This is a genomic window from Microbispora hainanensis (assembly GCF_036186745.1).
Classification (GTDB): Bacteria; Actinomycetota; Actinomycetes; order Streptosporangiales; family Streptosporangiaceae; genus Microbispora.
The window spans coordinates 2,149,032-2,166,348 of record NZ_CP108086.1; the positions used below are offsets into that span (position 1 = coordinate 2,149,032).

Genomic DNA, 17,317 nt, shown 5'->3' on the forward strand with positions numbered 1-17,317 from the left:
CCAGACAATCCCCCGACGGCTGAGCACGCGCGACGCGCGATGTCCGATGCCGATCTGCTGGCCCGCCACCTCGGCGGCGACCCTCACGCGTTCAGCGAGATCGTCAAGCGGCATCGCGACCGGATGTGGGCGGTCGCCCTGCGCACGCTCGGCGATCCCGACGAGGCCGCCGACGCGGTTCAGGACGCGTTCGTCTCGGCGTACCGGAAGGCGGACAGCTTCCGCGGCGAGGCGGCGGTCACGACGTGGCTCCACCGCATCGTGGTCAACGCCTGCCTCGACCGCATGCGCCGCAAGTCGGTGCGCCCGGTCGCCGACGACGAGCTCATCGAGGCCGCGGAGCGCGAGGCCCCGGCGACCGACCAGGTCGGCGAGCGCGAGGTCTCCCTGGAGGTCACGGCGGCGCTCAAGCTGCTGCCGCCCGACCAGAGGGCGGCCCTCGTGCTGGTCGACATGATGGGGTACGCGGTGGACGACGCGGCGACGGTGCTGGGCGTCCCGCCGGGGACCGTGAAGAGCCGCTGCGCAAGGGGGCGCGCCAAACTCGCCCCGATTCTTTCGCATCTACGGAACCGATCCGACCTCACTCGCGTCTCATCCGGGAAGGGAGCAGAACTTCGTGACGGGTGACACGCACTACGACCTGGAGGTTCTCGCCGAACTGGCGGAGGGTCTCCTCGACGACACGACGGCCCGGCGGGTCCGCGAGCATCTCGCGGTCTGCGACCCCTGCGGGGAGAGCCTTGCCGACCTGGCCGCGGTCCGGGAGGTCCTGGCGGCGATGCCGGTGCCGGCGATGCCTCTGGGTGTCGCCAGGCGTATCGACCGGGCGCTTGCCGCCGAGGCTCCGGACTGGGACCGCGTCCTGCGGGACGCCCCATGGGACAGCGCTCCACAGGAGCCGGCCCCGTGGGACAACGCCCCATGGGACGACGTTCCGTGGGAGACGGTCGAGCCTCAGGTCGCCGCTTCGGCGGAAACCACCTCGGAAATCGCCGCCTCGGAAATCGCCGCGGAGACGCAGCCGGAGCCGGAGCGCGGGACCGCGCCGGTGGTTCCGCTGGGTGTCGTCGCCGACGACGGGACGATCGTGCCGGCCAAGCGCCGTTCGGGACCGCGTACGGCGGGCCGCAAGGCGTCCAGGCGGCGCTCGTGGGCGTTGCCGGCCGCGGTCGCCGCTGCGGCGGCCGTCGTGATCGGGAGCGGCGGTCTCGCCACCGGCCTGCTCTCGTTCGGCGACTCGCCGTCCCGGCAGGTGGTGAGCCAGGGCGAGCCCGGCAAGAGCCCGGACAAGGTCGAGGCGCTGACCTACTCGACGTACGCCAGCGGCCACAACTACACCAGCCGGGAGCTGCGCGGGCCGCTGCTCGGGTACTTCGGCGTGGCGCCCGGCTCGGGCACCAACGACGACGAGGACCTCGACACCTGCGTCAAGCGGTTCTCGACCGAGCTCGACCGCACGCCGATCGGCGTCGACAAGGCCCTCTACAACGGCAACGAGGCCACCGTGATGGCGTTCTGGGAGGACAAGAGCAGCAACGCCGTACGCGTGGTCGTCGTGGACTCGCAGTGCCACAAGCTGCGCCCCGAGGTTCTGGCCTCCTGGAAGTGACCGCGCGGCGCGAGCCGTACCATCGGCAGTGACGAAGCCCCCCGCGACCTCCGGGGGGCTTCGCCGTATCGGGGATCCCCCGGGGAATGACCGGGGCCTAGGATCTGTTGACGGCACTGCATATCCACCGGGAGCGAAGAAGGCGGGTCCGTTGAGCGACGTTCGTAACGTGATCATCATCGGGTCGGGTCCGGCCGGCTACACGGCGGCCGTCTACACCGCGCGCGCGGACCTCAAGCCTCTCGTCTTCGAGGGGTCGGTCACCGCCGGCGGCGCGTTGATGAACACCACCGAGGTGGAGAACTTCCCCGGGTTCCCCGACGGCATCATGGGCCCGGACCTCATGGACAACTTCCGCAAGCAGGCCGAGCGCTTCGGCGCCGAGCTGGTGGCCGACGACGTGGTCGAGGTGGACCTCACCGCGAACCCCAAGGTCGTCAAGACCCACACCGACACCTTCTACGCCAAGTCCGTGATCCTGGCCACCGGGTCGGGCTACCGCGAGCTCGGGCTGGAGAACGAGAAGCGGCTGTCGGGGCGGGGCGTGTCGTGGTGTGCCACCTGTGACGGGTTCTTCTTCCGCGACCAGGAGATCGTGGTCGTCGGCGGCGGCGACACGGCGATGGAGGAGGCGATCTTCCTGACCCGGTTCGGCAAGTCGGTGACGGTGATCCACCGCCGCGACTCGCTGCGCGCCAGCAAGATCATGCAGGACCGGGCGTTCGCGAACGAGAAGATCCGCTTCATCTGGGACACCGAGGTCGTCGACGTGCTCGGCGAGGACCGGATCTCCGGTGTGCGGCTGCGCAACGTCAAGACCGGCGAGGAGTCCGAGCTGCCGGTGGGCGGCCTGTTCATCGCGATCGGCCACGAGCCGCGCACCGGCCTCGTCAAGGGCCAGATCGACCTTGACGACCAGGGGTACATCAAGGTCGAGTCGCCGTCGACGCGGACGAACATCGACGGGGTGTTCGCGGCCGGAGACGTCGTCGACCACACCTATCGTCAGGCCATCACGGCCGCCGGGACCGGATGTGCGGCGGCGCTGGACGCCGAGCGCTGGCTGACGCTGAACGCCTGAATTCCGACATCGGGAATGCGGGGACTGTCCCCGCGGTTGTCTGCACCGCCACACCACTCATGCAAGGGGAGAGATACCGTGGGCGCGATCAAGAGCGTGACGGACGCGAGCTTCGAGGCCGAGGTCCTCAAGAGCGACAAGCCGGTTCTGGTCGACTTCTGGGCCGAGTGGTGCGGTCCGTGCCGTCAGGTCGGGCCGATCCTCGAGGAGATCGCCGCCGAGAACGCCGACAAGCTGACCATCGTCAAGCTGAACATCGACGAGAACCCGGTCACGCCGCGTGACTACGGTGTGCTCCAGATTCCGACGATGAACGTCTACAAGGGCGGAGAGGTCGTCAAGCAGATCATCGGCGCCAAGCCGAAGGCCATGCTGCTTCGTGAGCTCGAGGGCGTCATCTGACGCCGTAGCCGCCGGCCTCATCCGAAGAGCCCCCCGTGCCTGTGCCGCGTGCCTGTGCCCGGGGGGCTCTCGCGTTCTCCGGGTCCCGTACGCGGGACCGCCGGGACCGGTGGGGTTTCCGAGCCGGGACCGGTGGCCGGGACCGGTGGGCCGGGACCGGTGGGCCAGGGCGGAACCAGTGGGCCGGGCGAGACCGGTGGGCCAGGGCCAGGGCTGTTCTCGCCGGGCCAGGGCGGGGCCTGGCGTGCCTCTCAGACGGGCCGCAGTGCCCGCTCCGGGGACATCGACCCCAGCAGGCGCTCCAGTGCCACCTCGACGTCCTCACGCCACGACACGGCCGTCTTGAGCTCCAGCCGCAGGCGGGGGAAGCGCAGATGCGGGCGCACGGTCTTGAACCCGACCGACAGCAGATAGTCCGCGGGCAGCACACAGCCGCCCGGCTTCTCCCACTTCAGGTCGCCGAACGCCTCGATCGCCCGTACGCCGCGGCGGGTCAGGTCCTTGGCGACGCCCTGCACGAGCATCCGGCCCAGCCCGCCGCCGGTGAACTCCTGCACGATGTGCGCGGTCATCAGCAGCACGGCGTCCGAGCTGACCGGAGAGGTCGGAAACGCCACCGAACGCGGGACGTACAAGGGCGGGGCGTAGAGCACGAACCCGGCCGCCACCCCGTCCACGTAGGCGATCTTCCCGCAGCTTCCCCATTCGAGAAGGGTCGCGGAGATCCACGCCTCCTTCTCCAGGGCCGGATCACCCGCCTCCGCGGCGCGCTCGCCGCTGACCGGGTCGAGCTCCCAGAACACGCACCGCCGGCACCGTCGCGGCAGGTCATCGAGATTGTCCAGCGTGACATTGACCAGCCGACGCGACACGTGATGCCCCAATCCCCGTCAGGAGTCCTGCCAGAAAAGCGCGCGAATACGGCGTCTCCAGCTCGCATCGTAACTCAGGGGAAGGTCCGGGAGCGGGTGCGCCACAACAGCCGCCGACGACCATTAAAGGGGTTGGGCGGGCCGAAACCAGTGGTGCGGGAATGCAAGAAAAGGGGCCCTTGATGGTCAATACCCTGTTGTGATCGGAGTGGCGCGTTACCGTACCCTGGATTTCTCGGCTACGTGATCGGAGGTGGACCGTGGCACAAGAGCTTGATCACGGTCGGACGAACGCGACTCATGGGTCGCGCATTGACGCCTACGTCGACAGGTACGCCGCCCGCGCTGCCGGGATGGTCGCCTCCGAGATCCGAGCTCTCTTCGCCGTCGCGTCGAGGCCCGAGGTGGTCTCGCTCGCCGGCGGCATGCCGTACGTGAACGCGCTCCCCCTCGACCTCGTCAGCGAGCTCGTCGCCGACCTGGTCGCCTCGCGCGGCTCCGTGGCCCTGCAGTACGGCTCCGGGCAGGGCGACCCCGCCCTGCGCGAGCAGATCTGCGAGGTCATGCGCATGGAGGGCATCGAGGCGAACGCGGACGACGTGGTCGTCACGGTGGGCTCGCAGCAGGCGCTCGACCTGATCACCCGGATCTTCATCGACCCCGGTGACGTCGTGCTCGCCGAGGGACCCTCGTACGTCGGCGCGCTCGGGACGTTCAGCGCCTACCAGGCCAAGGTCGTGCACATCGCGATGGACGACCAGGGCCTCATCCCCGAAGCCCTCGCGCAGACCATCTACGCGCTCCAGGCGGCCGGCAACCGGATCAAGTTCCTCTACACGATCCCCAACTTCCAGAACCCGGCCGGCGTCACGCTCAACGAGGTGCGCCGCCGCCAGGTGCTGGAGATCTGCCGCCGCGCCGGTGTCCTCGTCGTGGAGGACAACCCGTACGGCCTGCTCGGGTTCGACGGGGAACCGATGCGGGCGCTGCGGGCCGACGACCCCGAGGGCGTGGTCTACCTCGGCTCGTTCTCCAAGACCCTCGCCCCCGGCTTCCGCGTCGGCTGGGCCCTCGCCCCGCACGCCGTACGCGACAAACTGGTGCTGGCCATGGAGTCGGCGGTGCTGTCGCACTCGTCCTTCACCCAGCTCGCCGTCGGGCAGTACCTCGCCACGCAGCCGTGGCGGGAGCAGATCAAGTCGTTCCGCGAGCTTTACCGTGAGCGGCGCGACGCGCTCCTCGGCGCGCTCGACGTGCTCATGCCGCCCGGTTGCACATGGACCCGCCCCGCCGGCGGGTTCTTCGTCTGGATGACCCTCCCCGAGGGGCTCAACTCCAAGGCGATCCTCCCCCGCGCGGTCGCCGAGCGGGTCGCGTTCGTGCCCGGCACCGGCTTCTACTCCGACGGCGGCGGCTCGCGGAACATGCGCCTGTCGTTCTGCTACCCGGAGCCCGAGCGCATCAAGGAGGGCGTGCGCCGCCTGGCCGGCGTGATCGAGCAGGAGCTGCGGCTTCGGGACACGTTCGGCACGGGCTCCACACCGGGGCGCTCCGGCGTCGACACTCCCGGCCCGGATCTCGCCTAGACACGGTACGGCCGCTGCCCCAACGTGACGGAGGAGCCGCCCATGGCACCGCTCATGGGCGGCTCCGGCACAAGTGCGACCTCGTCTGAGACCTGACGCGACGACGCGGCGGCGCGGGCGGGGCACTAGCCTGTTCAGGCTGGCCGTACTGACTTGTCGAGGCGAGAAAGGCCCTCTTCGTGAGCGAGCGAACGATGACCCAAGGATCGCCCCCCGCGCGTCCGTGGAGGGGGACGCGACTCGGGCCAGGCGAAACGACGAATCACCGCCGGACCGCGATCGGCGCCGTGGTGGAGCGCATGGGCGGTGAGGCGTGATGAGCGACCTGGGCCACGTGCTCATCCTCGCGGGAGGGCTCTCCTACGAGCGTGAGGTCTCCATCCGCTCCGGACGCCGCGTCGCCGAGGTGCTGCGGGCCGCCGGTGTGGACGTGGAGACCCGCGATGCCGACGCCACCCTCGTGCCCGGCGTGCTGGCGGACCCGCCGGACGCCGTCTTCGTCACCCTGCACGGCGGCGCCGGCGAGGACGGCGCGATCCGCTCGGTGCTGGAACTGCTCGGCGTGCCCTACGTCGGTGCGACACCGGACGCCTGCCGGGTCGCCTTCGACAAGCCCACGGCGAAGGCGGTCGTCCGCTCCTGGGGCCTGAACACACCCGACTCGGTCGCGCTGCCCAAGGAGACGTTCCACGATCTCGGCGCCACGGCCGTGCTCGCCCGCATCATCGACCAGCTCGGCCTGCCGCTCTTCGTGAAGCCCTCGCGCGGCGGGTCCGCGCTGGGCGCCTCCATGGTGCGCACAGCGGAGGAGTTGCCCGCCGCGATGGTCGGTTGCTTCGCATACGGCGACACCGCGCTCATCGAGCGGTACATCCAGGGCGTGGAGGTGTCGGTCTCCGTGGTGGATCTCGGCGACGGACCGGTCGCCCTGCCGCCCGTGGAGATCGTGCCCGACCGCGGCGTGTACGACTACGCCGCCCGCTACACCGCTGGGCAGACGGAGTTCTTCGCACCAGCCCGGCTCTCTCCCGAGGTCACCGAGGCGTGTGCCGGCATGGCGGTCGCCGCCCACACCGCGCTCGGCCTGCGCGACATCTCCCGCACCGACATCATCGTCGATGCCGACGGCAAGCCGTACTTCCTCGAAGTGAACGTGGCCCCCGGCATGACGGAGACCTCTCTGCTGCCCATGGCGGCGGAGGCCGCTGGCCGCGATCTCGGCACGCTCTGCAAGGGACTCCTGGAGCTCGCCGCCGCCCGAGGCTGATCCGCCTCCGTTTCACGTGAAACACTCCCCCCTCCAGGCAAGTCCTAGAGGGGGAGTTGGTGTGCCTTGGGGGCGTCTGCCTGGGGCAGTGAAGACGGCGGCGCAGGCGTGTGATCGGCGGGGTCCGCGCGGTCCCTGGCCAGGGCAGGTTGGTATGCCCTGGAGCGGTGAGGACGGCGCGACGGGAGTCTACGGGGCGTTGGCCGGGGGGCGAGCTGGGTGCCTCGTGGTCATGAGCACCGTCGCGGGGTTGGTCTGGCTTGGGTGCGCCGCCGGTAAGGCACGCGGGGTTCTTTGGCCGGGGCGGGTTGGCCTGGGTTGGAGTCGTGAGAACGGTCTCAGGATCGGTCTGCATGGGGGCGGGCAGCCGAAGGAGTCAGTGTGATCCTTGGCCGGGTTCCGGTCACTGCGCCGGAAGGAACCTCCGGTCCTCGCGAAGCCCGCTCCGCTGGGCCTTCGCTGCGGTCCTCACTCCCTTCCGCTCCGCTCCCTAGCCCGGACAATGGTTGACGCACGGACTCCAGGGGCGGCCCCGACGAAGCTGACGCGCCTATCCGCCCTCGGTTGCATCCCCCTGAACGGCCGCCACAAGACTCACACCACCTACGACCCCGCCACCACTTGGCAACTCCGTCACGACACCTTTGCCGCTCGGCATCGAGGCTCCAGTGCCCCCTGGGCATCGTCGGCTGGTCGACGCTGTCCGATCGACGTGGATGTTGCGCATGATCTGCTTGCACGTACACGAGCGGTTCGGCGGTCGCCGCCGCCGTCAACGCACCTCCAGTTCGTCCCGGTCGAGCGTGCCGCGCGTCATCCGCCGCCACAGGCCGATTACCCGGCCAGGACGAGAGCGTTGGGCACGGCGACGAGCAGCAGGAACGACGGAGTAGGTTTCCGCGGCGGCCCATCGGAAGCAGACACGAAGGGCCGCCCCTCTCCTCCTAGCCTTCTCCCCCGGGTCCACGCTGCCTCCCCGAGCCCACGCCCCCTCCCATCGGGCCCGGCACACCGGCGGCCGTCCGTCCCCGCCTCGGCAGCCGGGAGATGCGTCTGACTCTTGCGCTGGGGCGCTCGAACAAGGCGTCGGGTCGCTGGTGCAGGACTCGTCAGGCGTAGGAACTCTCAGGGCCGCCGAGGTGGCTTGGGATGATCTCGACCATGGGCGTCCGGCGAGGTTCGGGGGACGACACCGAACGGCCCGAGGCGTGACGTCAGAGGCTCCCGGGCGCCGTGGCGGCCGGGCCGGGGCGTACCTCGTGGAGACCTCACCGCAGGAGGCGATTGCTCTGCTCTACTCCGCTCTCGGGCGCCGATCAACCCCGTCGGCCCCGCCAGGGCGGCTCGAATGGACGTACGTCAGTACGCCGTCTACGTTCACCGGGTGGAGGGAGCGGAGCGGAAGGGAGCAAGGACCGCAGCGAAGGCCCAGCGGAGCGGGCTTCGCGAGGACCGGAGGTTCCTTCCGGCGCAGTGACCGATCCAGCCCCGACACCGGTCAGCCGATGACCACCAGCGAGTGGCTCGACCGCCTCACGCCCAAGGCGACCGCCGTGCTCGCCGTCGGCACCTGCGCTGAGGCCCGTGGAGATCCCATTACCCGGCGCCGATCAACGAGCGGCCGGCTGCCGGAGGGCACGGGCACAGCCATGCGGTTGGCCTCCTACGGCCGGCCAACCCGTGTGAGCGCCCGGGAAGCCCGGTCGGCAATCTGCCAGGAGCACAGCGGGGCATGGTCAGGCATTGGTGCGGGCGACGAGAGCTCGCATCTGTCGCCCGCCACGGCCGAGGTGTGCGCACGCGACGTGGCCACGCACGTACCTCAAAGGAAGGCCATGGCCGCCGGAGACGGCCGGTTGTCCAGGAGGCCGGTGAGCGGACGGGCTGCGAGCCTGCTGCAATGGGGGCGACACACGACCTCAGGCTCAATTTACGGGGGCGCCGGGGCGCGATGTTTCACGTGAAACCTGCGGCAGGGTGCCTGTAGCTGCTGCGGCGGGTGCGGCGGCATCGGTGGGTGTGCAGTGACGGCCATTGCCTGCGCCTGGGCCGGAAACGCCGCGAGGGCAGCACCCACCTGGATGCCGCCCTCGCCGCCCCCAGGACCATGGGGGCGCGGTCTTCCTGCCGCAGGCGCTGCGGTCACTCCGCTGTGATGCCCCTGCTGCGCATCGCGTGGGCGGCATCCGGTGCCATCGTGTCGATGATGCGCTCCAGGTCGTCGATCGTGGAGAACTCGACCACGATGCGACCCTTCCGGCTGCCGAGATCGACCTTCACCTTCGTCTCGAAGTGGTCCGAGAGGCGATCCGCCAGATCGCGCAGTGCCGGGGCGGTCGGCTTCTTCGCCCGGGGCTTGCGTGGAGCCGGCCCCGCGGTCGCCTCGCCCAGAGCAACGATCTCCTCGACGGTCCTGACCGACAGTCCCTCGGCCACGATCCGGGTCGCCAGGTGCTCCTGGGCGGCGGGGTCGTTCAACGCCAGCAGCGCCCGCGCGTGCCCGGCACTGATGATCCCGGCCGCCAGCCTGCGCTGCACCTCGGGAGGAAGGTTCAGCAGTCGCAGGGTGTTGCTGATGTGCGAGCGCGACCGTCCGACCTTCTTGGCCAGCACCTCGTGAGTGGCTCCGAAGTCGTCCAGAAGCTGCTGATAGGCCGCCGCCTCCTCCAGAGCGTTCAACTGCTCCCGCTGGAGGTTCTCGATCAGCGCCTCGCGGAGCATTTCGTCGTCCTGGGTGCTCCGGACGATCGCGGGGATGCGGTCGAGCCCCGCGATCTGCGAGGCGCGCCACCGCCGCTCCCCCATGATGAGCTCGAAACGGCCGTCCTCCACGGCGCGGACGACGACCGGCTGCAGCAGGCCGACCTCCTTGATGGACGCCGCGAGCTCGTCGAGCCGGTCCTCGTCGAACACCTCTCGCGGCTGCCGTGGGTTCGGGGAGATGGAGTCGACCTCGATCTCCTGGAAGTAGGCGCCCTCCACCGGACGCAGGCCCGTCGCCGGCGTGCCCGGCGCGGTCGGCTGGAGACCGAGAGGCGGAGCGCTCGCCGTGGACGCCGGATCGACGATCGGTCCCGTGGGGATCAGTGCCCCAAGACCCTTGCCCAGTCCCCGACGCTGCTGGCTCACCGCTGCTCCTTCACGCCCGCACCCGCACAGAAGCCAATGCCCAGCGACTCGCGGTCACTGGGCACCGGCACGCACACACCAGGAGAGAGTACCGCTGCGAAGCCCCGCCGTGAGTCGACGCGCGTCCCAGCTGTGGACAGCCCACCGCCGAACAGCAGCGTGTGGGGTCGTACGTAAGGAGCGGAGCGGAAGAGATCGAGGACCGCAGCGCAGGCCCAGACCTGACCCCAGGCAAGTTCCGGGCCTGCGAGCAATTTCTGTGGGTGGAGCGGAGCGGATTTCGCGAGGAATTCGCGCGGGTGGAGCAGGCTTCGCGAGGAGCGGAGGTTGCTTCCAGCGCAGTGAGGTCCTAGACACCGACATCCGGAGAAGCCGGTCGACCGCCGGCTCTGTAAGCCGTCGTCGGCGGGCTGGGCCAAACCGACGTCCCCCGCCAGAGCAGCGTCCCTAAGTCTGTGGCGCTCGAATCCGTGAACGTCCCGATGCCATCAGATGCCTGAACCCTTGTCTGTCACAGCCGGCACATGCGGCGGCTGTGGCCGCCCAGGGCGTCACGGCACAGCAGCGGGTGCCGTTGTGGCGCCTCGCGCCGGTGCTGTCTCTCCGGGGTTGCCCCGGCGCGTTGGCTGCGCCGGGGCCGGGAACGCTTCGCCGGCGCGTGCTCGTCCACACGCCGCCGTCTCTCCTGCCGTCTGTGCGGGCTCTGTCAGGCGCCGGTGAGGGCCGCCGCACGGTAGGCGATCTCGCGAGCGGCGCCCATGTAGGCCAGTGCCCCGCTCGAACCCGGGTCGTACGTCATGACCGACTGGCCGTAGCTGGGGGCCTCGGAGACGCGGACGCTCCTGGGGATGACGGCGTCGAGCACGGTGTCTCCGAAGTGGGAGCGCACCTCCTCGGCCACCTGAGAGGCGAGCCGGGTGCGCCCGTCGTACATCGTGAGCAGGATGGTGGAGACCGACAGCGTCTGGTTGAGGTGGGCGCGCACCAGCTCCACGTTCTGCAGGAGCTGTGTGAGCCCTTCCAGGGCGTAGTACTCGCACTGGATGGGGATCAGCACCTCCTGCGCCGCCGCCATGGCGTTCACGGTCAGCAGGCCCAGCGACGGCGGGCAGTCGATGAGGATGTAGTCGAACTCCATCGAGTCGAACGAGGCGAGCGCCCGCCGCAGACGGGTCTCCCGGCCGACCATCGGAACCAGCTCGATCTCCGCGCCCGCGAGGTCGAGCGTCGCCGGAGCGCAGAACAGGTTGGGCATGTCGGGGACCGGCTTCACGATCTGCGACAGCTGCATGTCGTCCACGAGCACCTGGTACACCGACGGCATCCCGGACCGGTGTTCGGTCGCCAACGCCGTAGACGCGTTGCCCTGCGGGTCGAGGTCGACCACGAGAACGCGCTGATCGTGCATGGACAGCGCTGCCGCGAGGTTGACCGCCGTAGTGGTCTTCCCCACGCCGCCCTTCTGGTTGGCCACCGTCATCACGCGACACCGGGAAGGCCGGGGCCAGGACCCCTCGTCGCGCGTCGAGTAACCGACGGAAGGCGCAGCCGCCTGCGGGGGCGTGGCGGCTGTTTCACGTGAAACCACAGAACTCAGTGCCTCTCGTACCAGCGGCGAATCGCCAGGGTTAAGGGGGGTCTGGGACACGGTCGTCGTCCTTTCGACCGGCGAGACAGGGGGACGAGGCCAGCCCACCCCGGAGGACCGGCCTGCTGTCGCGATCTCCCAGCGTAGGGGGAGCCGAGTCTCCGGCCAACCCAGGCCCGCTGTCACACCGCCTGATCCGGCGTCCGCCACCGGCTCACCTCTTTCGTCGCCTCCGCGTTTCCGTTCGCGGAGATCGTCCGGCGACGACGCGAACGAGGGTCGCGGGCGGCTCGACCCTACCGCGCCCCACTGTGGCCAACTCGACGTGCCTCACGCCGAACGAATCCAACCGGGGGCGGGCGGCGTCCAGCTCCTCCTGTGCCCGCTCCCCCTTCATCGCGAGCAACTCCCCGCCCTCGTGTAGCAGCGGCATCGACCACGACAGCAAACGGTCGAGCGGCGCGACCGCCCGCGCCGTCGCCACGTCGAAGACGCGCTTGCCGGCGAGCTCCTCGGCCCGCCCGCGCAGCACCTCCACGTTGTCGAGCTTGAGCGCCTCGACGCACTCCGACAGGAACACGGTGCGACGCAGCAGCGGCTCCAGCAGCGTCACCGTCACGTCGGGCCGGACGATCGCGAGCACAAGGCCGGGCAGGCCGGCGCCCGAGCCGATGTCGATCAGCGTCGAGTCCGGCGGGACCGCCTCCTCCACGACCGCACAGTTCAGCAGGTGCCGGTCCCAGATGCGGGGCACCTCGCGCGGCCCCAGCAGTCCCCGCACCACGCCCGGCCCGGCGAGCAACTCGGCGAACACCCGAGCCCGCTCCAACGCCTCGCCGGTGAAAATCTCCCGGGCCACCGGGGGCGCCTCGGGCAGCTCGTTGCTCTCCGTCATCACTTCACTCATCCAGGAACGCTCTTGGCCAAGGGTAACCGTCCTTCCCTCTCGGCGACGGCCTGCGGTGCGGACCCGGCCAGAGCGGGAGGGCGGGAAGGGACGTACAGGACGGAAAAGCCGCCGGTCCCGGATGTCGGGACCGGCGGCTTCCCCGCGTCGAAACTGTCGGAACTGTGAGAGCGGTCAGGCGGGCAGGACCACCACGAAGCGGCGGGGCTCCTCGCCCTCGGACTCGCTGCGCAGGCCCGCCGCGGCGACCGCGTCGTGAACGATCTTTCGCTCGAACGGCGTCATCGGCTTGAGCGCCTTCGGCTCGCCGGTGCGCTTGACGTCTTCGGCGGCCGCGGTGCCCACCTTGGTGAGCTCGGCACGGCGCCGCTCCCGATAGCCGCCCACGTCGAGCATGAGCCGCGAACGCTCCCCCGTCTGACGGTGCACGGCCAGGCGCGTCAGCTCCTGCAGCGCCTCCAGCACCTCGCCGCCGGGTCCCACGAGCTCATCGCCCTTGACGCCGACGATCGAGACCACGGCACGGTCTCCCTCGACGTCCATGTCGATGTCGCCGTCCAGGTCGGCGATGTCGAGCAGGCCCTCCAGGTAGTCCGCCGCGATCTCGCCCTCCTGTTCCAGGGCTTCGATGTCGGGAGCAGGCTTGAGGGTCTCCTCAGCTTCGGTCACGTCCGGACTCTCCTTCTCCTACGACTTCTTGCTGCCGGTGCGCTTGCTGCGGGGCTGGCGCGTCGGCTGCTGACGGACGATCTTGGGGGCGGGTTCCGGCTCAGGCTGCGCCGGCGCCTTGGGCTTTCCCACCAGCTTGGTGAAGATGCCGTTCGTCGGCTCGGGAGTGGTGATGTTGCCCTTCTCGTCCACGACCGGCATCGGGTGACGGCTGTAGAACCAGTGCTGCTGGCCGAGTGTCCACAGGTTGGTGGTCACCCAGTAGAGGATCAGACCGAGCTGGAAGTTCAGGCTGAAGACGGCGAACAGCGGCGAGATGTACATCAGGATCTTCTGCTGCTGCGCCATGGGGTTGTCCGGCATCTGCGCCATCGAACGCTTCACGCTCTGCCGGACGGTGAGGAACGTGGTGCACGAGCTGATGGCCACGAAGCAGGCGAGGACGATCTTCGTCGTCACCGGCTGGGCGCCGAGGCTCCGGATGACCTCGGCGCTGTCGAAGAACTTCGCGGCCAGCGGCGCGCCGAGGACATGCGCGGCACGCGCGCTGTTCACCAGCTCCTTGGTCATGCCGAAAACGGCCCGGTCCTCGGCGATGGCCCGCAGCACGGTGAACATCGAGATGAAGATCGGGAACTGCGCGACGATCGGGAGGCAGCCACCGAGCGGGTTGGCCCCGGCCTCCTGGTACAGCCGCATGACCTCCTGGTTCATGCGCTGCTTGTCGTTCTTGTACTTCTTGCGCAGCTCCTGGACCTTGGGCGCCAGCTCCTGCATCTTGCGCGACGAGCGCATCTGCTTCATGAAGAGCGGGAAGATCAGCAGACGCATCAGCACGGTCAGCGTGATGATGGTCAGCGCCCAGTTGAGACCGCTGCTGGAGGGGATGAAAGTGCTGTAGCCGGCGTGGATCTGGGTGATCACCCAGGCCACCGCCGTATACAGCCAATTCAGGAATGGCAGCTCCACCGAGCTAGCTCCCTTGCGTTTCGTCGTGAGACCGGACTCGGCGTGGGGGCACCGGGTCGAAACCTCCAGGATGGAACGGGTGACACCGTCCGATACGCCTGACGGTCAGCCATGCCCCGCGCGCCGCTCCATGAACGGCGACGGCTTCCAGACCATAGGCGCTGCAGGACGGCTCGAACCGGCACCTCGGCCCCAGCATCGGGCTGATGAAGGCACGGTAGAACCGGATGATCGCGAGCAGCACGCGAGCGACCGGCCCGGTCGCGGGCCGATCGGCCTCCCCGGCCGTCGCGGCCGGAGTCGGTTGCTGCGCTGTCATGACCGTCCATCCGTCGGGGTCCGGGAATCGGACCCACGCCGCCGGAGTAAACGACTCAGCGCGACGTCGAGTTCGGCGGCCAGGTGCTCGCTGCGCGCGGACGCGGCCGGTGGATTGGCGCGTACCACCAGAAGGCTACCTCTCGGCAGCAGTGGCAGACGGCTCCGCACAAGGTGTCTCAACCTGCGCCTGACCTGGTTCCGCACCACGGCGCCACCGACTGCCTTGCTCACGACGAAGCCGACCAGCGGTGGCTCGTCGGCGTCACGCAGGTTCAGGTGTGCGACCAGGGTCGGACGCCCGGCGCGACGCCCACGGCGAATCGCGTCGGCGAACTCGTCACCCCGCCGCATGCGGGACGCGGACGGCAGCACCGGGCCTTCCTCGACGTATGGCCGCCCGCTCCGCTCGGCACGGGCGGGCGGCGTCTGGTCGTCAGACCGTCAGCTCGGCGCGGCCCTTGCGGCGGCGCGCGGCCAGGATGGCGCGGCCGGCCCGGGTGCGCATGCGCAGCCGGAAGCCGTGGGTCTTCGCGCGGCGACGGTTGTTCGGCTGGTAAGTACGCTTGCTCACGGGTGGGCTCCATGCTTCGGGTACGTCCGCGGCGTTCCGCGGGCGCGGTACATTCCAAGGTCACGGCTCGTCAGATGCGCGGGCATGCGAAAAAGCCGTCGCGTGATTAGCCGACCGGGATACGTTACGGGCCCACCGTACGTCAGGTCAAACCGGCACACGTGACGGCAAGCGAGTACGGCGAGCGACCATGGGCCGTTAGGCTGTGGACAACGCCTTGAACGCAGGTTGCGCACACCGCTACCGTCGGCCGTCCGGCCCTTCCCCCCATCAGCGTGAATGTGCCCGGGGAGAATGCACGGGCTGTGCACATCGTGTGGATCATATGTGGATGGCAGCCGGACGAGGACCGGTGCGGCGAGGCGCACAGGACTGAGAAACGACACGGATCGCGGCGGGCGAGCGGGGCCGCGTAACGAGAGGAGGGGCCGAGCCATGGAAGGCGTCGATCTCAACGCTGTATGGGCTCGGGCGCTCAGGACCCTGCTCGACGAGGGCGTCTCGGGGCAGCAGCGCGCGTTCCTCCAGATGACGCAGCCCTCCGGCCTCATCAACGACACGATTCTCCTGGCGGCCCCCAACGACTTCGCCAAGGAGGTCATCGAGGTACGGCTGCGCCCGCTGATCGTGCACGCGTTGTCGCAGGAGCTCGGCCGGCCCGTGCGGATCGCCGTGATGGTGGATCCCGGCGCCGGTCTGCCCGCCGCCTCGGACCCCGCCGCGGCGTCGCCGGCCGATCATCGTCCACAGGCGCCGTCCACAGATTATCCACAGCCCCGTCCGCAGGCTCCGCGCTTTCCCTTAGCTGAGGACGGCCCGATCCGCCGCGACGCCGAGCCGCATTATCCACAGGGCCAGCAGTATCCACAGCCTCCGCAGCACATGTCCCCGCCGGACCACGCGCAGCGGCCCGGCGGTTACTCCCCCGAGCCGCCCGCCGCGCCCAAGCCCGAGCCGGTGCCGGGCCCAGTGGCCGGTCCCGCATCCGGCCCCGTGTCCTCCGGTCCCGTGCCGGGCCCGGTGCCAGGCGCCGTACCCGGTTCTGTGCCGGGCGGCCCCGGGCAGAACCGCTGGGACGCCCGCAGTGGCCGCACCTCCGGCGAGCCGGCCCGGCTGAACGCCAAGTACACCTTCGAGACGTTCGTCATCGGCGCCAGCAACCGCTTCGCGCACGCCGCCGCCGTCGCGGTCGCCGAGGCCCCCGCCAAGGCGTACAACCCGCTGTTCATCTACGGCGACTCAGGGCTGGGGAAGACCCACCTGCTGCACGCGATCGGCCACTACGCGCAGAGCCTGTACGACGGCGCCCGGGTGCGGTACGTGAGCTCCGAGGAGTTCACCAACGACTTCATCAACTCCATCCGCGACCACAAGGCCGACGGGTTCCGCTCCCGCTTCCGGGCTGTGGACATCCTCCTTGTCGACGACATCCAGTTCCTGGAGGGCAAGGAGCAGACGCAGGAGGAGTTCTTCCACACCTTCAACACCCTCCACAACGCCAGCAAGCAGATCGTCATCTCCAGCGACCGGGCGCCCAAGCAGCTCGTGACGCTGGAAGACCGGCTGCGCAACCGGTTCGAGTGGGGGCTGATCACCGACGTCCAGCCGCCCGAGCTGGAGACCCGCATCGCGATCCTGCGCAAGAAGGCGATCCAGGAGGGCCTGGCCGCGCCGCCCGACGTGCTGGAGTACATCGCCAGCCGCATCGCGACCAACATCCGCGAGCTCGAGGGCGCGCTCATCCGGGTCACCGCGTTCGCCAGCCTCAACCGGCAGTCCGTGGACATCCAGCTCGCCGAGATCGTCCTCAAGGACCTCATCAGCGAGGACGCGAGCCCGGAGATCACCATCTCCCTCATCATGTCCACAACCGCCGAATACTTCGGTGTGTCGCTCGACGACCTGTGTGGAAGCTCACGCTCGCGCGCCCTGGTCACCGCCCGCCAGATCGCCATGTATCTGGCCCGCGAGCTGACCGACCTGTCGCTGCCGAAGATCGGCCAGCAGTTCGGGGGACGCGACCACACCACCGTGATGCACGCGGAGCGTAAGATCCGGTCGCTCATGGCGGAGCGGCGCTCGATGTACAACCAGGTCAACGAGCTGACGACACGGATCAAGCAGCGGGCACGCAACGCTTAGTACACAGCTGTGGATAACTCTGTGGATCAAAAACGCCGCCCTCGGCGGCGGCTCCGTCGCGATACCCCCACCCTCTCCGGCCCTCCAACACGCCGTCCCCACTTGGGGACAACTTTGGGGAGAACCTGGGGATCGTTTGGGGAATACCCGTGGACGACCTGGGGACGCCCTGTGCGTACACGTCACACACAACTCAGGTGT

At 69.5% G+C, this 17,317-nt stretch carries 16 protein-coding genes; 7 read left to right on the forward strand and 9 right to left on the reverse strand.

Annotated elements, in window-relative coordinates:
- The first annotated feature begins 39 nt into the window (after positions 1 to 39).
- From sigM to trxA, 4 genes are all read left to right on the forward strand, one after another.
- Complete coding sequence (gene sigM / locus OHB01_RS09840; RefSeq protein ID WP_328855242.1) at positions 40 to 630, forward strand: RNA polymerase sigma factor SigM; 591 nt, start codon at positions 40 to 42, stop codon at positions 628 to 630.
- Positions 620 to 1,612 (forward strand): anti-sigma factor family protein, encoded by a 993-nt coding sequence (locus OHB01_RS09845; protein ID WP_328855243.1) that lies wholly within the window; start codon positions 620 to 622, stop codon positions 1,610 to 1,612. Before sigM ends, OHB01_RS09845 begins: the two co-directional genes overlap by 11 nt.
- Before the next feature lie 151 nt (positions 1,613 to 1,763).
- On the forward strand, positions 1,764 to 2,693 hold the full coding sequence (gene trxB, locus OHB01_RS09850; RefSeq protein WP_142649603.1) for a thioredoxin-disulfide reductase: 930 nt from the start codon (positions 1,764 to 1,766) through the stop codon (positions 2,691 to 2,693).
- 78 nt (positions 2,694 to 2,771) lie between these two features.
- A complete protein-coding gene (gene trxA / locus OHB01_RS09855; protein ID WP_142649605.1) occupies positions 2,772 to 3,095 on the forward strand; it encodes a thioredoxin in 324 nt (107 codons plus the stop codon).
- Between the two features lie 251 nt (positions 3,096 to 3,346).
- Here trxA and OHB01_RS09860 read toward each other — a convergent pair whose 3' ends face one another.
- Positions 3,347 to 3,967: a GNAT family N-acetyltransferase gene (locus OHB01_RS09860; RefSeq protein ID WP_142649606.1), complete on the reverse strand. Its 621-nt coding sequence runs from the start codon at positions 3,965 to 3,967 to the stop codon at positions 3,347 to 3,349.
- A 353-nt stretch (positions 3,968 to 4,320) separates the two neighbouring features.
- Between OHB01_RS09860 and OHB01_RS09865 the strand changes: the two genes are divergently transcribed.
- The gene (locus tag OHB01_RS09865; RefSeq protein ID WP_142649634.1) at positions 4,321 to 5,553 is read left to right on the forward strand and encodes a PLP-dependent aminotransferase family protein; all 1,233 of its coding nucleotides are present in this window, start codon (positions 4,321 to 4,323) and stop codon (positions 5,551 to 5,553) included.
- A 316-nt stretch (positions 5,554 to 5,869) separates the two neighbouring features.
- Entirely contained in the window at positions 5,870 to 6,820 is a 951-nt protein-coding gene (locus OHB01_RS09870) for a D-alanine--D-alanine ligase family protein (protein WP_142649608.1), read from the forward strand.
- Positions 6,821 to 8,962: 2,142 nt separating this feature from the next.
- Here OHB01_RS09870 and OHB01_RS09875 read toward each other — a convergent pair.
- The 8 genes from OHB01_RS09875 to rpmH form a co-directional block, all read right to left on the reverse strand.
- Complete coding sequence (locus OHB01_RS09875) at positions 8,963 to 9,949, reverse strand: ParB/RepB/Spo0J family partition protein (protein ID WP_142649610.1); 987 nt, start codon at positions 9,947 to 9,949, stop codon at positions 8,963 to 8,965.
- Positions 9,950 to 10,655: 706 nt separating this feature from the next.
- Positions 10,656 to 11,429: a ParA family protein gene (locus tag OHB01_RS09880; protein WP_142649611.1), complete on the reverse strand. Its 774-nt coding sequence runs from the start codon at positions 11,427 to 11,429 to the stop codon at positions 10,656 to 10,658.
- Positions 11,430 to 11,751: 322 nt separating this feature from the next.
- On the reverse strand, positions 11,752 to 12,432 hold the full coding sequence (rsmG, locus tag OHB01_RS09885) for a 16S rRNA (guanine(527)-N(7))-methyltransferase RsmG (RefSeq protein ID WP_142649635.1): 681 nt from the start codon (positions 12,430 to 12,432) through the stop codon (positions 11,752 to 11,754).
- Between the two features lie 186 nt (positions 12,433 to 12,618).
- Positions 12,619 to 13,113 carry a protein jag gene (locus tag OHB01_RS09890; RefSeq protein WP_142649612.1) on the reverse strand — a complete coding sequence of 165 codons (495 nt, stop codon included), beginning with the start codon at positions 13,111 to 13,113 and terminating at the stop codon, positions 12,619 to 12,621.
- Positions 13,114 to 13,131: 18 nt separating this feature from the next.
- Positions 13,132 to 14,082, reverse strand: coding sequence for a membrane protein insertase YidC (gene yidC, locus OHB01_RS09895; protein ID WP_142649613.1), 951 nt, complete (start codon positions 14,080 to 14,082; stop codon positions 13,132 to 13,134).
- Between the two features lie 4 nt (positions 14,083 to 14,086).
- Entirely contained in the window at positions 14,087 to 14,401 is a 315-nt protein-coding gene (yidD, locus tag OHB01_RS09900) for a membrane protein insertion efficiency factor YidD (protein ID WP_142649614.1), read from the reverse strand.
- Entirely contained in the window at positions 14,398 to 14,754 is a 357-nt protein-coding gene (gene rnpA / locus OHB01_RS09905; RefSeq protein WP_205830638.1) for a ribonuclease P protein component, read from the reverse strand. The genes yidD and rnpA overlap by 4 nt, the downstream gene beginning before the upstream one ends.
- An 82-nt stretch (positions 14,755 to 14,836) precedes the next feature.
- Complete coding sequence (gene rpmH, locus OHB01_RS09910) at positions 14,837 to 14,974, reverse strand: 50S ribosomal protein L34 (RefSeq protein WP_015772801.1); 138 nt, start codon at positions 14,972 to 14,974, stop codon at positions 14,837 to 14,839.
- A gap of 435 nt (positions 14,975 to 15,409) precedes the next feature.
- Between rpmH and dnaA the strand changes: the two genes are divergently transcribed.
- Entirely contained in the window at positions 15,410 to 17,116 is a 1,707-nt protein-coding gene (dnaA, locus tag OHB01_RS09915; protein ID WP_142649615.1) for a chromosomal replication initiator protein DnaA, read from the forward strand.
- The last annotated feature ends 201 nt before the right edge of the window (positions 17,117 to 17,317 follow it).